Below are 16,571 nucleotides of genomic sequence, written 5' to 3'. Positions count from 1 at the left end.
TCAGCGCCCGTCCCGGGCTTCCGCCCCCGTGGCCCAGGGGTCATGATGCCCCGCAATCAAGGGGGAAGCGCGCCGGATGCCAGCACCAGGCCAGGGCAGCAGCGGGGGCGGGGCGGGCTGATGGCGCTTCGTGACAAGGCGGCGATCACCGGCATCGGGGAGACCGCCTATCAGCGCGGCGCCACCCGGCCCGCGACGGCGCTGCAGCTGGAGGCATCGCTCCTCGCCATCGCCGATGCCGGGCTGGCGCCCGGCGACATCGACGGCATCATGCCGATCGGCACCACCGGCGCCTCCGCCGAGGAACTCGCCACCAATCTCGGCATCACGGACCTGCGCTACACCGCGGTCACGCCGATGGGCGGCGCGGGCGGCATCGCCTCCATCCAGACGGCGGCGGCGGCGATCCAGGCCGGGCTGTGCCGCCACGTGCTGATCGCCGCGGGGCGCAACACCTCCATCGCCGCCAAGGTCGGCGCCCGCATCCATGCGATGCCGCAATTCCACCTGGTGACGGAGTTCGAACTGCCGCTCGGCGCCATTGCGCCGGCGCAGCTCTACGCGCCCATGGCCCGGCGGCACATGGAACTGTTCGGCACCACCAGCGCGCAGCTGGCGGAGATCGCGGTGGCGATCCGCGGCCATGCGATGCTGAACGACAATGCCATCATGAAGAAGCCCATGACGGTGGCGGACCACCAGGCGAGCCGGATGATCGCCGACCCCTTCCGGCTGCTGGATTGCAGCCTGGAAAGCGATGGCGGCGCCGCCTTCATCGTCAGCGCCGCCGATCGCGCCCGCGACATGCGCGCGCCGCGCGTGCTGGTCTCCGGCATCGCGGAGGGGCATCCGGACAGCCCGAGCGCCATCACCCAGCGGCCGGACATGACGCGCCTCGGCATCGCCAAGGCCGCGCCGCGCGCCTTCGCCATGGCCGGCGTGACGCCGGCCGACATCCAGGTGGCGGAGGTCTATGACTGCTTCACCTGGGTCGTGCTGTGCCAGCTGGAGGACATGGGCTTCTGCGCGAAGGGGGAAGGCGGCGCCTTCGTGCAGGGTGGGCGCATCGCCCTCGGCGGCGCGCTGCCCGTGAACACGCATGGCGGGCTGCTCAGCCAGGCGCACATGATCGGCATGAACCATGTGGTGGAGCTGGTAAGGCAGCTGCGCCACCAGGCCGGCCGCGCCCAGGTGGCGGGCGTGGAGGTCGGCCTGGCGACGGGCTATGGCGATCTGGGCGACGGCGCCCTGATGATCGCGCGGCGGGGATAGGCGGCATGTCGGACATCATGAAGCCAGCGCCGCATCCCTCCCCCCTGACGCAACCCTATTGGGACGGCGCGGCGCAGGGCGTGCTGCGGGTGCAGCAATGCGCGGCCTGCGGCAAGCTGCGGCACTACCCCCGCTACCTCTGCGATGCCTGCCATTCCTTCGACGTCACCTGGAAGGATTGCAGCGGCCGCGGCACGGTCCACAGCTGGATGGTGGCGCATCACGCCTTCCACCCCGGCTTCAAGGAAGACCTGCCCTACACGCTGGTGGTGGTGGAGATGGAGGAAGGGGTTCGCGCGCTCGGCCGCTTCACCGGGGAGGCACCGCGCATCGGCCTGCCCGTGGTGATCCACTTCACGGCGGGGTCGGACGGCTTCGCGCTGCCGGCCTTCGCGCCAGCCGCCGGTTCACCGGAAGCCTGACGCCGGCTGGGTCGCGGCCTACTCCTCCTCCTCCTCCGCCATCCCCGCCGCGACCTGCAGCCCCGCATCCCCGGGGCAGGCCAGGGCGCGGCGCTGGAGGTGGGCGCTGCGCTGCATGGCATAGGCATCCAGCGCATGCGCCTCCGCCGCATCCAGGTCCCGGTACGCGCCCGCGTAACCGTGGAAGGCGGAACCCGCCTGCCAGCCCAGCAGCGCCTCCGGCCCCACGGCCTGGGACAGGGCGACGCCTGTCGCGAAGGCCGCGGCGGCGTCCCGCAGCGTGGAGGGGCCGAGGATCGGCAGCACCAGATAGGGACCGCTCGGCACGCCCCAGCCGCAGGCCGCATCCGCCAGGCCGAAGGGCCGCGGCGCCAGGCCGCGTTCCGCCGCGATATCCCGCACCCCGCCATAGCCCAGCACCGTGTTGATGCCGAAGCGCTGCAAGGCATGGCCGGCGATGCCGAACTCCCCGCCCGCCACCCCGGCCAGCGCGGTCACGGGCTCCCCCAGGTTGGACAGCGCCTGGCCGATGCCCTGCCGCACCTCCGCCGGCACCTGGCCGGCATAGAAGCGCGCGGCCGGCGTCAGCACATGGGTCCGCAGCGTCGCGTTGAGGCCATGGGTGTAGCGGTTCACCCGCTCCAGCGGGTCATTGCCATTCGCCGCAGCCGGCGCGGCCACCGCCGTCAAGGCAAGGCCCAGCAGCGCCGCCCGCAGAGCACCCTCGTTTCGCATCACAACCCCCCGCACCCGGGACCCGGATATCACCGGTCGGGCCGATGGCGCCACCGCGAAGCCGCGTCACCCGGGCTGCGCGGCGGCGGCGGGGGCCATGGCGATGCGGGGGCCGATATCCTGCCAGGCCAGGCGGCATTGCAGCGCCAGGGAGGCCGGGTAGTAGAGCGCCGTCTCCTCCACCCGCGGCAGGGTGAAGGCGCGTCCCAGCACCGTCGCCACCGTCAGCTGCGCCACGGCCTGGATGCCGGCATCCCCGCGATAGGGGGCGATCAGGTTGCTGCGCAAATCGACCCAGGCCGGTGCGGCGGCGTGGTCCGGGTCCGCCCAGAACTCGGCCAGCGCCAGCAGCGCGGGCGCCGCGACGCTGCCGGACCAGGCCAAATGCAGCGGCACCCGCACCCCGTCATAGGAGAAGCGCGGCGCCGGCCCAGGGGCCAGGATCGGCCGGCCATCCCCGCGGGAGATCGCCACCCAATCCGCCGGCAGCCGCCAGCGGCCGAAGCGGGCACGATCGGTGATCTGCCGGCCCATCGCCTCCAGCGCCGCCCAGGCGGGGCTGGGCGCCAGCGGGGCCAACGCGCGGAAGGCGTTGGGCATGGCGTAGCCCGGATTGACCACGACATGGTCGGGCTTGAGGAAACCCTCCGCCCCCGGCAGCAACAGCGGCCCATCCGCCAGGGGCAGCACCAGCCGGCGCAGGATGTCCCGCGCCACCTGGGCCGCAAGCCGCCGGTATTCGCCGGAGGACCAGCGGGCAGCGGCCTCCGCCAGCGCCCAGCCGCCCAGCAGGTCGCCATCGGTCGCGTTGTTGAGGTCCGAGACCGGCACGGCGGCGCCGGGCTGGTAGCGCCAGGCCAGCAGCGCGTCATCCGGCCGGCGCAGCGCCTGGCGGGAAAAGCGCAGCAGGCGGTCGAAGGTCGCGCGATCATCGAAGCGGACGGCGAAGAGCATGGCCGCACCCTGCCCCTCGGAATGGGTGGCGCCCGCATTGCCATTGTCCACGACGCGACCGTCATGGGTGATGAAGCGGCGGCGGAAGCCCTCCCATTCCGCGGAATCCGGCGTGGCGCCGGGAGGGGGCAATTGCCCCCGCGCGGGGCCGGCCACGACCGCGCCAGCAAGGCCGGGCATGAGGCCCAGCAAGACCCTGCGGCCAAGGCCGGCGCGCCGGCTTGTGCCCTGCCCTGTCGCCATCCCCGCCTCCCCGCCCCTGTGCCGCGCACCGCCATGGTTACGCGCGGCAGCCGTGGCGGCTCGACGCAGGTTTTGTTCGGATTTGTAGGCCAGCCCGGTCCCGGGGCTTCCGGACCCCGCCCCCATGGCTAGCCTGCCCAGGCATGGAACCTGCTGCCTCCCCGCCGCTGCCCGGGCCTGCCTTCGCCGCGCTGCTCGACGCCCATCCGCAGCGGCAGGCCGTGCTGGCCCTGTTCACCAGCCTGCACCGCCATCATGCGGCCAGCGCCGGGCATTCCGTCCGCGTCGGCCAGGCTTTGCTGGCGATGGCGATGGAGGATCCGTCCTATCTCGGCGATCCCAGCACCGCCTTCGTCGCCGGGTTGCTGCATGATGTCGGCAAGCTGCTTGTGCCGCCGGGGACGCTCGATTCCCCCGCCAGCCTGGACAAGGCCGGGCGGGACCTGATCCGTGCCCATCCCGCGGCGGGCGCCACCATCCTCGCCGAGGCCGGGTTCCCGCCCCTCATCGTCGAGGTCGCGCTCGGGCACCATGAGCGCTGGCAAGGCGGCGGCTATCCCGCCGGCCTGCCGGCCACCGGGCAGCCGCGCCTGTCGCGCGCCGTCGCCGTCGCCGATGCCCTGGTCGCGATGGTGGAGCCGGGCCGCCCCTACCGCAGGCCCCTGGCGCGGGATGCGGCGCTCGCGGAACTCCGCGCCTGCGCCGGCCTGCAATTCGACCCGGCGGCGACGTCGATTCTCCTCGCCGCCGCCGCCCGCGCGGATAACCCCCTCGCCCCGCTGTTCGACACCTGAGCCAGGGCCGGCGGCGACATCCGATCCGTGTCGACATAGTTAATTTTTCGCGGTATGGTTGTGTAACGTCATCCTTTGCAACGAAAGGCGAGGAGCCGTGCCGCCTTCACGCCCCCTCCTTGTGCTGGAAGATGATCCTGGCGTGGCTGCCGCGATCAGCGATGCGCTGGCGCAGGATGGCTGGCGGGTGGAAGCGGCGGAGACGCTGGCCCTGGGGCGGGAACGCCTGGCGGCCTGCAACCCGCGCATCGTCGTGGTCGATCTGGGCCTGCCCGATGGCAACGGGATCGCCTTCGTGCAGGAAGCGGCACGGCGACCCGATATCGGCATCATCGTCGTCAGCGGACGGGCGGAGGAAGTCGACCGGATCGTGGGGCTGGAGGTCGGCGCGGATGACTACCTGACCAAGCCCTTCTCGCTGCGCGAAATGGTGGCCCGGATCCGGGCGCTGTGCCGGCGGCTCGATTCCGTCGCCTCCCTGGCCCGTCCGGCGACCGTGCCGCCGCAACACAACGCCTGGGACATTGTCGGCCTGCGGCTGGAACCGACGCGGCAGCGGATCGTGGCGCCGGATGGCCGGGAGATCCGGCTGACCGGGGGCGAGGCGACGCTGCTGCACCTGCTGCTGGAAGCGCCGGAGAACCTGGCCGACCGTGCCAGCATTTCCGAACGCGCGCTGGGCCGCCGCCTGCTGCCGGAACAGCGCGGCGTGGACCAGCTGGCATCGATGCTGCGGCAGAAGCTGCGGGAGTCCTCCGCCGGCCAGGTGACGGTGGCCGCGGTGCGCGGCCGGGGCTATCGCCTGGCCTGGTAGCGTCTATCCGCCCAGATGCCCGGCCACCCAATGCCCGTCGCGCGCCTGGCGCAATTCCGGCACCTGGGTCGAGCAGGGATCGGACTCCGCGATCGGGCAGCGCGCGTGGACGTGGCAGCGCGATGGCGGGTTGATGGGGTTCGGCACGTCGGCCTGCACCACTGTCACGTCGGTGGCTGTCTGCGGCGCCGATCCGCCATGGCCGCCGGTGCCGTGGAACACCACGGCGAAGCTGTCCGCCGCCGCCAGCGCCGGGCCCTTGCGGATCGCGAAGCGGCCGGCGGGGATCGTCGGCTTATTGTGCAGGCCGTAGATCGCATCGCGGGGAAAGCGGTCGAACAGCCCTTCATCGAGCATCGCCTTGGCGCCGCCGCGGCCTTCCTCCGCGGGCTGGAAGATCAGGTGCACGGTGCCAGCGAAATCCCGGTTCGCCGCCAGGTATCTCGCGGCACCCGGCAGCATCGTCGTATGCCCGTCATGGCCGCAGGCATGCATCAGCCCCGGCGTCGTCGACGCCCCGGGGCTTGCCGGTCGCTTCCTCGATCGGCGGCGCGTCCATGTCCGCCCGCAGCCCGATCACGCGCTGGCCGGGCAGCGAACCGCGGATGGTCGCCGCCACGCCGAGCTTGCCGATCCCCGTCGCGACCTCGATCCCCAGACCTTCCAGGTAGCGCGCCACCAGCGCGGAGGTCCTGACCTCCTCCATCCCCAGTTCGGGATGGGCGTGGGTGTCGCGCCGGTTGGCGGCCAGTTCGGGCTGCCAGGCTTGCCAGGCCTCGATCACGGAAGCGGCGCTCCTCGGTTGGCTCCTGCCTGTCGAGGCAAGGCCAGGCCCCGGGCGCAGCGCCTTCCCAGCCGCCCCTGCGCGCCCCCCGGATTGCGGGGCGCAATCCGCGGGACAAGACTGGCCGCCAGCAACGCAGGAGGAAGCGGCCCGCCATGAAGCTCACCATCTCTCCCAACAGCCCCTATGTCCGCAAGGCGCGCGCCTGCGCCATCCAGCGTGGCATCGAGGACCGGATCGAGCCCTGGCTGGAGGCCGGCAAGGATCCGGCGCTGCCGCGCCTCAACCCGCTGTCCAAGGTACCGACCCTGGTGACCGATGACGGCGTCGCGCTGTTCGACAGCCCGGTGATCTGCGAATACCTCGACAGCATCGGCACCGCGCCGCCGCTGTTCCCGCCGGCCGGTCCTGCGCGCTGGAACGCGCTGCGGCAGCAGGCGCTCGGCGACGGCATCCTCGATGCCTCCCAGCCCCGGCGGCGGGAGATCGCGCTGCCGCAGGATGAAGGCCGGCGCAGCTACATCGAATTGCAGCAGGGCAAGGTCGCCCGCGCGGTGGATGCGCTGGAGGCCGAGGCCCATACCCTCGGCGCGCTGACCACGATCGGGGAGATCGCGATCGCCTGCGCGCTCGGCTACCTCGATTTCCGCTACGCCAACGAACCCTGGCGCCCCGGGCATCCGGCGCTGGAAGCCTGGTATGCGCGCGTCTCCCGCCTGCCCGCCATGGCACGCACCGCGCCGCCGCCGGCCTGACGCCAGGGGCGACCGGAACGGCGTTCGGGGCACGGGTCGCATTCCGTTAGCAATGCGACCGCATCCTGCGGAGCAGGCGGTCATTGCCGGCTGCCTGATCCGCGGGATGCGACCATGGCGGGGCCAAGGCCAACACCAACGGGGCGTGCCAGCCCGTTCGCGGATGACGAGATCATCGTCACCAAGACCGATCCACGGGGGCGCATCCTCTACGCGAACGAGACCTTCCTCGCCGTCTCCCGCCTGACGCTGGCCGAGGCGCTGGGCCAGCCGCACAGCATCGTCCGCCACCCCGACATGCCGCGCTGCATCTTCGAGGTGATGTGGAAGACGATCGGCGCGGGCGGGGAGTTCTTCGGCTACGTCAAGAACATGGCGACCAATGGCGACCACTACTGGGTCTTCGCCCATGTGACGCCAAGCCGCGACGCCGCCGGCACCGTCACCGGCTTCCATTCCAACCGCCGCAAGCCGGACGAGGCGCAGGTCGCGCGCATCGCGCCGCTCTACCAGCGGCTGCTGGAGGCGTAGCGCACGCTGGATGACCGCAAGGCCGGCCAGCGTCGGGGTGCCGAACTCCTCGACGCCTTCCTGGCCGAAAGGGGGATCAACTATGACCGGTTCGCCTTCTCCGTTTGATCGCATCCCCGCCGCCGCCCTTCTGGGCGGGGCCGGCGTCCTGACGCTGGGCCAGGCGGTCGCCGGGCTGCTTGCCGGCCCACCGGGGCCTGTCGCGCTGGCGGCCGGCGCAACGCTGACCCTGGCCGCGCTCGGCGCCGCCGCCTGGCGCATGGCCCGCGAAGCCCGCGCACTCGGCGATCTCGCCGCCATCACGGATGCCGCGTCGCGCGGGGACCTCGAAGCCCGCTTCATCGGCGTGCCGGCGTCGGGCGCGCTCGGCCAGGCGCAGCGCGGCGTGAACCGACTGCTCGACGTCACGGATGCCTTCGTGCGCGAAGCGGGCGGGTCGATGAAGGCCGCGAGCCTCGGCGCCCATCACCGCAAGGTGCTGCTGCGCGGCCTGCCCGGCGCCTTCGCCGCGGCGGCGGCGGACATCAACGCCGCCGGCAGCGCGATGGAAGCCAAGGCCCGCGCCTTCACCGATTTCGCCACGCGCTTCGAATCGGAGGTGGGAGAGGTCGTGACGGATGTCGCCGGCGCCGCCGTCTCCATGCGCGGCAGTGCCGAAGCGCTGTCCGGCAGCGCCGGCCGCAGCGCCAGCGCCGCCACGACGGCGGCCGAGGCCATCGGCCGGACCGCGGCGGAAACCAACGCCGTGGCCGCGGCGGCGGAGGAACTCTCCGCCTCCGTCAGCGAGATCAGCCGCCAGGTGACGCGCGCCTCCGCCATCGCGCGCAAGGCGGTCGACGAGACGCGCCGCACCGATGCCAGCGTCACCGGCCTCGCCAGCGCCGCGGCGCGGGTGAACGAGGTGGTGCGGATGATCGCCGACATCGCCGGCCAGACCAACCTGCTGGCGCTGAACGCCACCATCGAGGCCGCCCGCGCGGGGGAGGCCGGCAAGGGCTTCTCCGTGGTGGCGAGCGAGGTGAAGGCGCTGGCCGCGCAGACCGCGAAGGCGACGGAGGAGATCGGCCGGCAGATCGCCGACATCCAGGTGGCGACGCAGGGCGCCGTCGAAGCGCTGCGCAGCATCAGCGCCGCCGTCCACCAGACGGATGAGGTGGCGAGCGCGATCGCCGCGGCGGTGGAGGAACAGGGCGCCGCCACGCAGGAGATCGCGCGCAGCGTGCAGGGCGTGGCCAGCGGCAGCGCCATCGCATCCGCCAGCGTGGCCGGAGTCGGCGATGCCGCTTCCGCCACGGGGCGTTCGGCGTAGGGCGTGCTGGGCGCGTCCCAGGACCTGGCCGCCCTGGCCGGGCGGTTGAGCGATGGCGTCCGCACCTTCCTGTCCCGCGCCCGCGCGGCCTGACACCTGTCGCCGAGTTAACGAATCAGGCGACATCACGAGGCCGTGAATGGGCTAGAGGGGCGAAGCGCCCCACGGTCCGCCTTCACGACCATGCTGCGCTGCGTGCCTTGACCGTGCCTGCCAAGCACCTGTCACAGGATACCGCGCCCTGCCGCTCGACTCCTCCCCGTTGATTCCCCCTGCCCACATCGGCATGGCAGCTTCCAGAGACCGACGCGCATTCGGGATGCCGGCCTTCGCCGGCACCGCGGGCCGTACCGCCGCCGTCCTGCTGCTGGCGCTCAGCGTGATCGGCGCCTGGGCGCTGGCCTACGCGCTCTCCCACCAGGTGACGCAGGCGGCGACCGAAGCCGGCTTCCAGCGCGCCCAGTCGATCGCCACCGCAACCGCGCAGGTCGCGACCAAGACGATCGAGGTCACGCGGATCCTGCGCGACCAGTCGCAGCGGTGGCAGGGGCTGGGGGCGCCGGAGGATGCGGCGAGGCGACAGGACGTGGAAACCACGATCCGCGCCATCCTCGGCAACCCGGCCATCGCCATCGCGCAGCTCGGCATCGCCGGGCCCGACGGGATCGTGGCCTGGCATTCCGAAGGCGGCCATCACGGCTTCTCGGTCGCGGGCCGGGAGCATTTCCAGCAGCACCGCGATGGCCATCCCGGCCCCATCTTCGGCCGCCCCAACCCCGGGCCGCAGTTCCTCCTGCCCGTCTCCTGGCGGCTGGCCGATCCGGCCGGCGGCTTTGCCGGCGTCGCCATCGCCCTGCTGCGCCCGCAGGACGTCGCGCCCCACCTCGCCGCCGTCAGCGAACAGGCATCGGACATGATCGCGCTGGTTCGGCTGGAGGGGGAGCTGCTGGCCGGCAGCCAGCGCGCGGCAGCGCGGATCGGCACGCCGGTGCTGCCGGAAGCCCGCCGCGCCGATATCGAGCGCGCCGGCGCCTTCCAGGTCAAGGCATCGCTCCTGCCCGAGGGACCGGAGAGGCTGATCGCCGCCCGGCTGGTGCCGGGTACGAACCTGATCGTCGTGGCGGGGGTGGATGCGGCCGCGACGCTGCAGGCCGCCGGGCTGCTGCACACGGCATCGCTGCTGGCGGCTCTCGGCTATACCGGGCTCGTCATCCTGTGCGGCGCGCTGGTGCTGATGGCGGATCGCGCGCGGCAGGCGGCGGCGGAAGCGGCGGTGCTGGGCGCGGGGCGGGCGGAAGTGCAGCGCCTGCACGCGAAGCTGCCGGCCGTGATCTTCCTGCGCGATGTCGCCGCCGACGGTTCCTCAACCCTCATCTACCGGGAAGGCGACGTTCACGCGGTGACGGGGTGGGGGGATGGCAGCCTCGACGCGCAGGAGGATTGGACCCCGCTCTACGACGACCAGGCGCCGCCGCGGGTGGAGATGGTGCGCCAGGCCCTGCGGGAGGGCGCCTCGATCCGGCGCTGGCGCATCCGCCAGCCCGATGGCGGCTGGCGCGACGTGGTGATGCACATGCAGCGCCTGTCGCGGCGCGCGGATGGCGGGGGTGAGATCGTCGGCTACCTCCGCGATGCCAGCGCCGAACAGGCGGCGCTGGCACGGGCCGCCGCGGCCCGGGCGGAGATGGATGAGACGCTGGCCCTGGCCCCCGTCGTCGTCTTCCGCGCCCGGGTCTGGGCCTGCGCCGGCTGCAAGCGGGCCGACCAGGGCTGCTACCGGGAGGATTTCGTCAGCCGCAGCGTGGAGGCCGTGACGGGCTGGTCGCCGGCCGCGCTGGCGGAAGCAGGCGGGCTGGGCGCCATCCTGCTGCCCGGGGATGCGCTGACCATCGGCGTGGAAGCGATGCGCCGGGACGGCCGCTGGTCCGCGGACCTGTCGGCGCGCCGCTCCGATGGCGGCACCATCGCCGTCCGGGTGACGGCGACGGTGGTGGCTCGGGTGGATGACAGCGCCATGGATGTCGTCGGCTACCTCGCCGATGTGACGGCGGAGCGGGACGCCAAGGCGCGCGCCATCACCGCCGCGCGCCTGGCCTCGCTCGGCGAATTCTCGGCCGGGCTGGCGCATGAACTGAAGCAGCCGCTGCTCGCCATCGGCCTCGCGCTGTCCAACACGCAGCAGGCGCTGGAACGGGGGGATGCGCCGGCGGTGCGGACGCGCCTGGCGCGCACCAGCAGCTACGTCACGCGCGCCACATCGGTGGTGGAGCATCTGCGCCGCTTCGCCCGCGGCGCGGATGATGGCGCGCCACCCAGCGTGGTGCCGGTGGGCCAGGCCCTGGAAGGCGCCATGGCGGTGCTCGGCGGCACGCTGCGGGATGGCGGGGTGCAGTTGCAGGTATCGCTGGGCGACCCCGCGCCGGCGGTCCTGGGCCAGCAGGTGCCGCTGGAGCAGGTGCTGGTGAACCTGATCGGCAATGCGCGAGACGCGCTGGCGAACCGCCCGCCGGATACGCCGCGCCGCGTGCGGGTCCGCGCCACGCGGGATGGCGGCTTCGTCACGATCGCTATCGCCGACAATGCCGGCGGCATCCCGGACGCCGTCATGGCCCGGCTGTTCCAGCCCTTCGTGACCACCAAGGCGGAGGACAAGGGCACGGGGCTCGGCCTGTCCGTCTGCAAGGGGCTGGTGGAGCAGATGGGCGGCACCATCGCCGCGACGAACGAGGCCAGCGGCGAGGATCGCGGCGCCGTCTTCCGCATCCGCCTGCCCGCCGCAGGCGATTGACGCCTGCCCGCCGCGGCATAGCGGCGGACGATTGACGTATCGCGCCGGCCTGGCGCATGCCCGCGCCGATGCCCCGCCGCGCCCCGGAAACCGATCTCTACGCCGCCGTGAAGGCGCATCTCGAAACGCTCGGCCTGGCGCCGAAGGGGGAGGTGCTGGGCTGCGACGTGGTGGCGCTGGGCGCGGGCGACCCGCCGCTGCTGGTGATCGCGGAGATGAAGGGCGGCTTCACGCTGGACCTGCTGCTGCAGGGCGTGGACCGGATGGCCGCCTGCGACGAGGTCTGGCTGGCCGTCCCCGCCACGCGGAAGGGCCGCGACCGGGACCGCCGCGCGCATCGCCTGTGCCGGCTGCTGGGCTTCGGGCTGATGGCCGTGCTGCCCGGCACCGGGCGGGTGGAGGTGCTGGTGGAGCCCGCGCCCTATCGCCCCCGCCCCAACCCCCGGCGCCGGTCCCGCCTGGTGGCGGAACACCGCAAGCGGCGCGGGGACCCGACGCCGGGCGGCGGCAACCGCAAGCCGATCATGACCGCCTATCGCCAGGCCGCGCTGGCCTGCGCGGGCGCGCTGCGGGAAGGGCCCGCGACGACGAAGGCGCTGAAGGCCGTGGTGCCGGATGCCCCCGCCATCCTGCTCCGCAACGTGCATGGCTGGTTCGAACGCGTCAGCCGCGGCACCTACCGCCTGACCGCGGCCGGGGAGGCCGCGCTGGCGGAGCCCTGACGGCTACTGCCGTTCGATCCCCGCGCGGTCGATCACGCCGTTCCACAGCGCGATGTCGTCGCGCAGCAGCGCCGCCATCTCCCCGGGCGCATTGGCCCGCGGCGCCACGCCGAGTTCGAGCAGCCGCGCCTGGATCGCCGGGCGGGCGATGATGCCGCGGATCGTCGCATTGAGCTGCGCGACCACCGCCTCCGGCGTGCCCAGCGGCGCGAAGATGGCGTTCCAGCCTTCCATCACGCAGTCGAAGCCGCTCTCCCGGATCGTCGGCACCGCCGGCAGCAGGGGCGATCGCGTGGCGGCGGTATTGGCCAGCGCCCGCATCTCCGCCATCGCGCGGGCCAGGATGTCCGTGATGCCGCCGGGGGTGAAGGGCACGACGATGCGGATGGGACGGTTCGGGAAGCCGTCCTGCGCCGCTGCGGGACGCCAGAGCAAAGCGGGCGCGCCGAGGAGAAGGTTGCGACGGGGGAAGCGCATGACAGTCTCCGGCAGGCGGAGGGGGAGCTCCCGGCGCGCCGACCCCGGCGTCAATCACGCGCACAATTCGAACATGCTTGTCATCTTCGAAAATCAATGCCCTACTCCGCCCGCGCGGCATCCCGCGCCAATGGCACCCGCGCGGGGCGCCGAGACAAGAGCACAGGACACTGCCCTTTCATGGATACCCCCGTCAGCTTCGTCTCCGACGGCATCGACATCGCGGGCGACCTGCACATCCCCGATGGCACGCCGCCCGGCACCAGGCTGCCGGCCTTCATCGTGCTGCACGGCTTCATCGGATCCAAGGACAAGAGCCATGCGGAAATCATGGCCCGGCTGCTGGAATCCCTCGGCTATGCCGTGCTGCGCATGGATTTCCGCGGCTGCGGCAAGTCCGGCGGCAAGCGCGGCTACGTGCTGTGCCACGACCAGGTGGCGGATGCGAAGAACGCGCTGAACTGGCTGTCGCAGCGGCCGGAGGTCGACCCCGCCCGCATCGGCATCATCGGCCACAGCTTTGGCGCCGCCGTCGCCTGCTTTGCCGGCGCGGTGGACCAGCGCTTCGCCGCTGTCATCTCCTCCTGCGGCTGGGGCCATGGGGAGCGCAAATTCATGGGCCAGCACCCCGGCGAGGCCTGGCCGAAGTTCCTGGCGATGCTGGCCGCCAACCGCGAGCACAAGGAGAGGACGGGCGAGGCGCTGACGGTACCGCGCTTCGACGTGGTGCCGATGCAGGAGCATCTGCGGAAGAACCTCTCGCCCAACGCGCTGATGGAGGTTTCCGCCGACACCGCGCAATCCATGTTCGACTTCAAGGCGGAGGAGGTGGTGCACTGGATCAGCCCGCGCCCCGTGCTGTTCATCCATGGCGCGGATGACACGGTGACGCCGGCGGAGCAGTCGATCCGGCTGTGGGAGAAGGCAGGGCAGCCGAAGGATCTGGTGCTGATCACCGGCACCGACCATTTCCCGCTGGCCGCCGGCAACCAGCGCATGGCGGGCATGCTGAAGGGGTGGCTCGATGTGCATTTCCCGGTCGTGAGGGCGTAGCCGTGTCCAGGATCCGTATCGCCGCCCCGGCCCTGCAGACGCTCGCGCGCGACATCCTGGCCGCGGCGGGCACGCCGCACGCTGACGCGGAGGTCTGGGCGGAAACGCTGGTCTTCGCCAACCTTCGCGGCGTGGACAGCCACGGCGTGATCCGCATCCCCCGCTACCTCGAACAGATCGGCACCGGCGATATCAGGCCGGCCGCCGGGGTGCGGCTGCTGAAATCCGCGGGCGCCATCGCGCTGCTCGACGCCGCGGGCGCCCCCGGCCCCGTCGCGATGAAGCGCGCGATGGAGGAGGCGATCGCGGCGGCGAAGCGGGTGCATGTGGGCTGGTGCGTGGCCCGCAACATCACCCATGCCGGCGCCGTCGGGCACTTCGCCTTGCAGGCGGCAGAAGCGGGCATGGCAGGCCTGGTCATGACCGCCAGCATCCCGCTGATGGCCTGGCCGGGCAGCCGGAAGGCCGTGGTCTCCACCAATCCGGTTGCCATCGCCATGCCGGGCGGGAAGCACCCTCCCCTGCTGCTCGACATGGCCACCGCGACGGTGTCACTCGGAAAAATCCTCGGCGCGAAGCAGGCCGGCACGCCGATCCCCGAGGGTTGGGGGATCGACTCGGAAGGCGCCGACACCACCGACGCCGCCAAGGTCGCCACCCTGCTGCCCATGGCGGGGCCGAAGGGGGCGGGGCTCTCCCTCATGATCGAATGCCTGACGAGCCTGGTGGCGACCAATCCGGTGATCGCCCCCGCCCTGCGCGGCGAGAAATCCTACGGCATGAACGGCGTCGCCATCGCGCTGGACCTGGCGGCCTTCGGCGATCCGGCGGAACTCGCCGCCAGCGTCGATGACCTGGCCGCGACGGTGGCCGCGCAGCCCCGCGCCGCGGGCACCGATGCCCTGCTGGTGCCGGGGGAGCGCGGCGATGCGGAACGGGCGCGGCGCCTGGCGGATGGCATCCCGCTGCCGCCGGGGGCCTGGAAGCAACTGGTCGAGGCGGCGACGCGGCTGGGTGTCGAGGTGCCGGCCCTGCTGTGACTTTTTAGTCGCTAAGCGATTTATGCCGATTAAGCCGATTATGCGCGTTTAGCACCGAATTTCGGGGGTGCTTGCGGATGAATGGGCGGGGTTGTGCGGGTATCGCACCCCCCCTCACCCAACCCTCTCCCCCCGGTGGGGGGACAGGGCCTGGTGCCGGCGGCACGGTTCGGCCCATGATGAATGGAACATACCAGGAACAGGATAGCGCAAGCCAGCGGAATCGACGATCACCGCATCGGGATGCCCTGGCGCTGGATCACATGGCGCCAGCGCGTGATCTCCGCCGCCACGAAGGGGCGCATGTCGCCGGGGCGGCCGGCCCATCGACCCACCTTTCACCCGATCGTCCAGCCGGCGGCGCAGGGCGGGTTCGGCGATGACGGCGGCCTCGGCCCGGTACCGCCGCGCGCCCATCGCCTCCGGCAGCCCCGCGGCCGCCGCCACCGTCGGCACCTCGGACAGCGACGTGGACCGGGTGGCGGCACTCACGGACGGGCTGCGCCGCGGGCATGCGCGGTCGATCCGCGCCGGTATCCGGCACGGAATGGCGTTCGGACAGCGTGGCCATGGTGGCACCGCCTGCATGGCGAAGCCGTTATGGTCCTTGGGGCGCAGGCGCTTGCCGCCGCCGGGTTCGTTCAGCGCCTCCACCCCCTAAGCGCCGGCGGCATGGGTGGCCAGGCGATGCAGGTCGGGCTCGCCATCCGCAAGGAAGGCCACACCCAGCACCCGGTCCGGGCCGCGTTCGGTGATGGGCAGATGGTGCGCATCGCCGGTGCCGCGCAGGCAGGGCGCATTCTCCGTCCGCCCCTGCCGCAGCAGGCCGAGATCCGTCAGGAACCGCTCCGCCTGGTCGAGATCGGCGAGCCGAGCCTGATCCAGGCGACGTCACGCACCTTGATGATGGGATCCTGCATCCCGTTCCTTGCCTTCCTCCGTCGCGCTCGGCCCCGCGGGGCTCAGGGGGCCGGCATGAATTGCGGTGCGTGGCGCAGCACCGTGCCCGTGGTTTCGTCGCGATGCGCGGCCAGCCACGCGCCGGGGGCGTCGTGCCCGTCCAGGATGTCGCCCTTCAGGCGGGACAGCACATCCTGGCTGACCGGCACCGCATCGGGCTCCGCCGGTCTCTGCATGGTGCGCGGCGGCACGGCACCCCCCTTCCCCGTCGTCGCGGAGCCTGGAGGAGGCTGCGTTCAAGTGAACGCACATCCCCCCCAGGGAAGGAGATTCGAGCAAGCCAGCATGTTCGAAAATCCGGCAGCCCTACGCGCCGAGGCGGGTGGGCGGATCGTCGCCGGGCCGGCCGCCGGCGTTGGACAGGACAAGCAGCGCATGGCCGGCGGCGGCCGATCCACCGACGGCCATCAGGATGAAGAAGGCGATCCCCGGGTCGTTCCAGGGTCGTACCAGCGTGACCTCCTGCGGGCCGGTGAACCACCACAGCGACAGGCCGCGCACCACCGTGCCGGTAACGAGGCCGGGCAGGAACCCGAACCAGAAGGAGGAGAGGACGATCGCGACCAGCAGCAAATCCCGCCCCGCGCCTATCCGGTGGTCCAGCAGATTGGCCCGGCAGAGGAAGGCGACGAGGCCCAGCAGCAACGCCGAGAGGAGCCGGAGCCAGAGCGGCAATCCGCGAAGGCGGCCGAGCCACCGCAGGGCGAATGCCAGCATAGTCATGGGGACAGTCTTGGTTTCAAGGTTTCGCGAGCATAGGGCGCACCGTTCATGCACGCCATGCGTGCACTGCCCGTGAACAATATGCTCTCTTTTTCGTGTTGGCGATCGGTCGATTCCCTATTCGGCATCACTCTTGGCAGCGGCGCGGGCGGCGCTGGCGGATCGAGGGCCGCCGCCCTAGAGACCGCCCGGGCA

At 72.3% G+C, this 16,571-nt stretch carries 16 protein-coding genes and 1 pseudogene; 11 read left to right on the top strand and 6 right to left on the bottom strand.

The window, feature by feature from the left end; genetic code table 11:
* The first annotated feature begins 120 nt into the window (after positions 1-120).
* Positions 121-1,272: a thiolase C-terminal domain-containing protein gene (locus tag BM041_RS14605; RefSeq protein ID WP_092960618.1), complete on the top strand. Its 1,152-nt coding sequence runs from the start codon at positions 121-123 to the stop codon at positions 1,270-1,272.
* A 5-nt stretch (positions 1,273-1,277) separates the two neighbouring features.
* Entirely contained in the window at positions 1,278-1,694 is a 417-nt protein-coding gene (locus BM041_RS14600) for a Zn-ribbon domain-containing OB-fold protein (protein WP_092960617.1), read from the top strand.
* Positions 1,695-1,712: 18 nt separating this feature from the next.
* On the opposite strand, the gene BM041_RS14595 is transcribed toward BM041_RS14600, so the two are convergent.
* Both BM041_RS14595 and BM041_RS14590 read right to left on the bottom strand, forming a co-directional pair.
* A complete protein-coding gene (locus BM041_RS14595; protein WP_092960616.1) occupies positions 1,713-2,429 on the bottom strand; it encodes an MlaA family lipoprotein in 717 nt (238 codons plus the stop codon).
* 66 nt (positions 2,430-2,495) lie between these two features.
* Positions 2,496-3,563 carry a glycosyl hydrolase family 8 gene (locus BM041_RS14590; RefSeq protein WP_175533942.1) on the bottom strand — a complete coding sequence of 356 codons (1,068 nt, stop codon included), beginning with the start codon at positions 3,561-3,563 and terminating at the stop codon, positions 2,496-2,498.
* Positions 3,564-3,769: 206 nt separating this feature from the next.
* Here BM041_RS14590 and BM041_RS14585 point away from each other — a divergent pair, with 206 nt between their 5' ends.
* Positions 3,770-4,420 (top strand): HD-GYP domain-containing protein, encoded by a 651-nt coding sequence (locus BM041_RS14585; RefSeq protein WP_092960614.1) that lies wholly within the window; start codon positions 3,770-3,772, stop codon positions 4,418-4,420.
* A gap of 97 nt (positions 4,421-4,517) precedes the next feature.
* On the top strand, positions 4,518-5,234 hold the full coding sequence (locus tag BM041_RS14580; RefSeq protein WP_342713795.1) for a response regulator transcription factor: 717 nt from the start codon (positions 4,518-4,520) through the stop codon (positions 5,232-5,234).
* Between the two features lie 150 nt (positions 5,235-5,384).
* Here the strand turns inward: BM041_RS14580 and BM041_RS32155 are convergent.
* Positions 5,385-6,018: pseudogene (locus BM041_RS32155) on the bottom strand (amidohydrolase); the annotation flags it as partial.
* Between the two features lie 155 nt (positions 6,019-6,173).
* Between BM041_RS32155 and BM041_RS14570 the strand changes: the two are divergent.
* From BM041_RS14570 to BM041_RS14550, 5 genes are all read left to right on the top strand, one after another.
* Entirely contained in the window at positions 6,174-6,773 is a 600-nt protein-coding gene (locus tag BM041_RS14570) for a glutathione S-transferase N-terminal domain-containing protein (RefSeq protein ID WP_092960612.1), read from the top strand.
* Positions 6,774-6,887: 114 nt separating this feature from the next.
* Positions 6,888-7,304, top strand: coding sequence for a PAS domain-containing protein (locus tag BM041_RS14565; RefSeq protein WP_217648730.1), 417 nt, complete (start codon positions 6,888-6,890; stop codon positions 7,302-7,304).
* Between the two features lie 82 nt (positions 7,305-7,386).
* Positions 7,387-8,613: a methyl-accepting chemotaxis protein gene (locus tag BM041_RS14560; protein ID WP_092960611.1), complete on the top strand. Its 1,227-nt coding sequence runs from the start codon at positions 7,387-7,389 to the stop codon at positions 8,611-8,613.
* 319 nt (positions 8,614-8,932) lie between these two features.
* Positions 8,933-11,401, top strand: a complete 2,469-nt coding sequence (locus tag BM041_RS14555; protein ID WP_092960610.1) for an ATP-binding protein — start codon at positions 8,933-8,935, stop codon at positions 11,399-11,401.
* 68 nt (positions 11,402-11,469) lie between these two features.
* A complete protein-coding gene (locus tag BM041_RS14550; RefSeq protein WP_092960839.1) occupies positions 11,470-12,123 on the top strand; it encodes a DUF2161 family putative PD-(D/E)XK-type phosphodiesterase in 654 nt (217 codons plus the stop codon).
* A 3-nt stretch (positions 12,124-12,126) separates the two neighbouring features.
* Here BM041_RS14550 and BM041_RS14545 read toward each other — a convergent pair whose 3' ends face one another.
* Positions 12,127-12,600: a Bug family tripartite tricarboxylate transporter substrate binding protein gene (locus BM041_RS14545; RefSeq protein ID WP_092960609.1), complete on the bottom strand. Its 474-nt coding sequence runs from the start codon at positions 12,598-12,600 to the stop codon at positions 12,127-12,129.
* A gap of 180 nt (positions 12,601-12,780) precedes the next feature.
* Between BM041_RS14545 and BM041_RS14540 the strand changes: the two genes are divergently transcribed.
* Complete coding sequence (locus tag BM041_RS14540; RefSeq protein ID WP_092960608.1) at positions 12,781-13,653, top strand: alpha/beta hydrolase; 873 nt, start codon at positions 12,781-12,783, stop codon at positions 13,651-13,653.
* A 2-nt stretch (positions 13,654-13,655) separates the two neighbouring features.
* On the top strand, positions 13,656-14,693 hold the full coding sequence (locus BM041_RS14535) for an Ldh family oxidoreductase (RefSeq protein WP_092960607.1): 1,038 nt from the start codon (positions 13,656-13,658) through the stop codon (positions 14,691-14,693).
* A gap of 962 nt (positions 14,694-15,655) precedes the next feature.
* Here the strand turns inward: BM041_RS14535 and BM041_RS14525 are convergent.
* Positions 15,656-15,844, bottom strand: coding sequence for a hypothetical protein (locus BM041_RS14525; RefSeq protein WP_092960605.1), 189 nt, complete (start codon positions 15,842-15,844; stop codon positions 15,656-15,658).
* 115 nt (positions 15,845-15,959) lie between these two features.
* The gene (locus BM041_RS14520) at positions 15,960-16,376 is read right to left on the bottom strand and encodes a hypothetical protein (RefSeq protein ID WP_139226065.1); all 417 of its coding nucleotides are present in this window, start codon (positions 16,374-16,376) and stop codon (positions 15,960-15,962) included.
* Positions 16,377-16,571: the final 195 nt, after the last annotated feature.

The organism is Falsiroseomonas stagni DSM 19981 (assembly GCF_900114315.1).
GTDB lineage: Bacteria > Pseudomonadota > Alphaproteobacteria > Acetobacterales > Acetobacteraceae > Falsiroseomonas > Falsiroseomonas stagni.
Note: the sequence above shows the minus strand (reverse complement) of the source record. Positions and strands in the feature narration are given on the sequence as shown.

Bases quoted from the DNA above. Each gene is read 5' to 3' on its own strand.
- BM041_RS14560 (WP_092960611.1), top strand. From the start codon at position 7,387: ATGACCGGTTCGCCTTCTCCGTTTGATCGCATCCCCGCCGCCGCCCTT.
- BM041_RS14590 (WP_175533942.1), bottom strand. From the start codon at position 3,563: ATGCCCGGCCTTGCTGGCGCGGTCGTGGCCGGCCCCGCGCGGGGGCAA.
- BM041_RS14520 (WP_139226065.1), bottom strand. From the start codon at position 16,376: ATGACTATGCTGGCATTCGCCCTGCGGTGGCTCGGCCGCCTTCGCGGA.
- BM041_RS14570 (WP_092960612.1), top strand. From the start codon at position 6,174: ATGAAGCTCACCATCTCTCCCAACAGCCCCTATGTCCGCAAGGCGCGC.
- BM041_RS14555 (WP_092960610.1), top strand. From the start codon at position 8,933: ATGCCGGCCTTCGCCGGCACCGCGGGCCGTACCGCCGCCGTCCTGCTG.
- BM041_RS14595 (WP_092960616.1), bottom strand. From the start codon at position 2,429: ATGCGAAACGAGGGTGCTCTGCGGGCGGCGCTGCTGGGCCTTGCCTTG.
- BM041_RS14545 (WP_092960609.1), bottom strand. From the start codon at position 12,600: ATGCGCTTCCCCCGTCGCAACCTTCTCCTCGGCGCGCCCGCTTTGCTC.
- BM041_RS14605 (WP_092960618.1), top strand. From the start codon at position 121: ATGGCGCTTCGTGACAAGGCGGCGATCACCGGCATCGGGGAGACCGCC.
- BM041_RS14585 (WP_092960614.1), top strand. From the start codon at position 3,770: ATGGAACCTGCTGCCTCCCCGCCGCTGCCCGGGCCTGCCTTCGCCGCG.
- BM041_RS14565 (WP_217648730.1), top strand. From the start codon at position 6,888: ATGGCGGGGCCAAGGCCAACACCAACGGGGCGTGCCAGCCCGTTCGCG.
- BM041_RS14600 (WP_092960617.1), top strand. From the start codon at position 1,278: ATGTCGGACATCATGAAGCCAGCGCCGCATCCCTCCCCCCTGACGCAA.
- BM041_RS14540 (WP_092960608.1), top strand. From the start codon at position 12,781: ATGGATACCCCCGTCAGCTTCGTCTCCGACGGCATCGACATCGCGGGC.
- BM041_RS14550 (WP_092960839.1), top strand. From the start codon at position 11,470: ATGCCCCGCCGCGCCCCGGAAACCGATCTCTACGCCGCCGTGAAGGCG.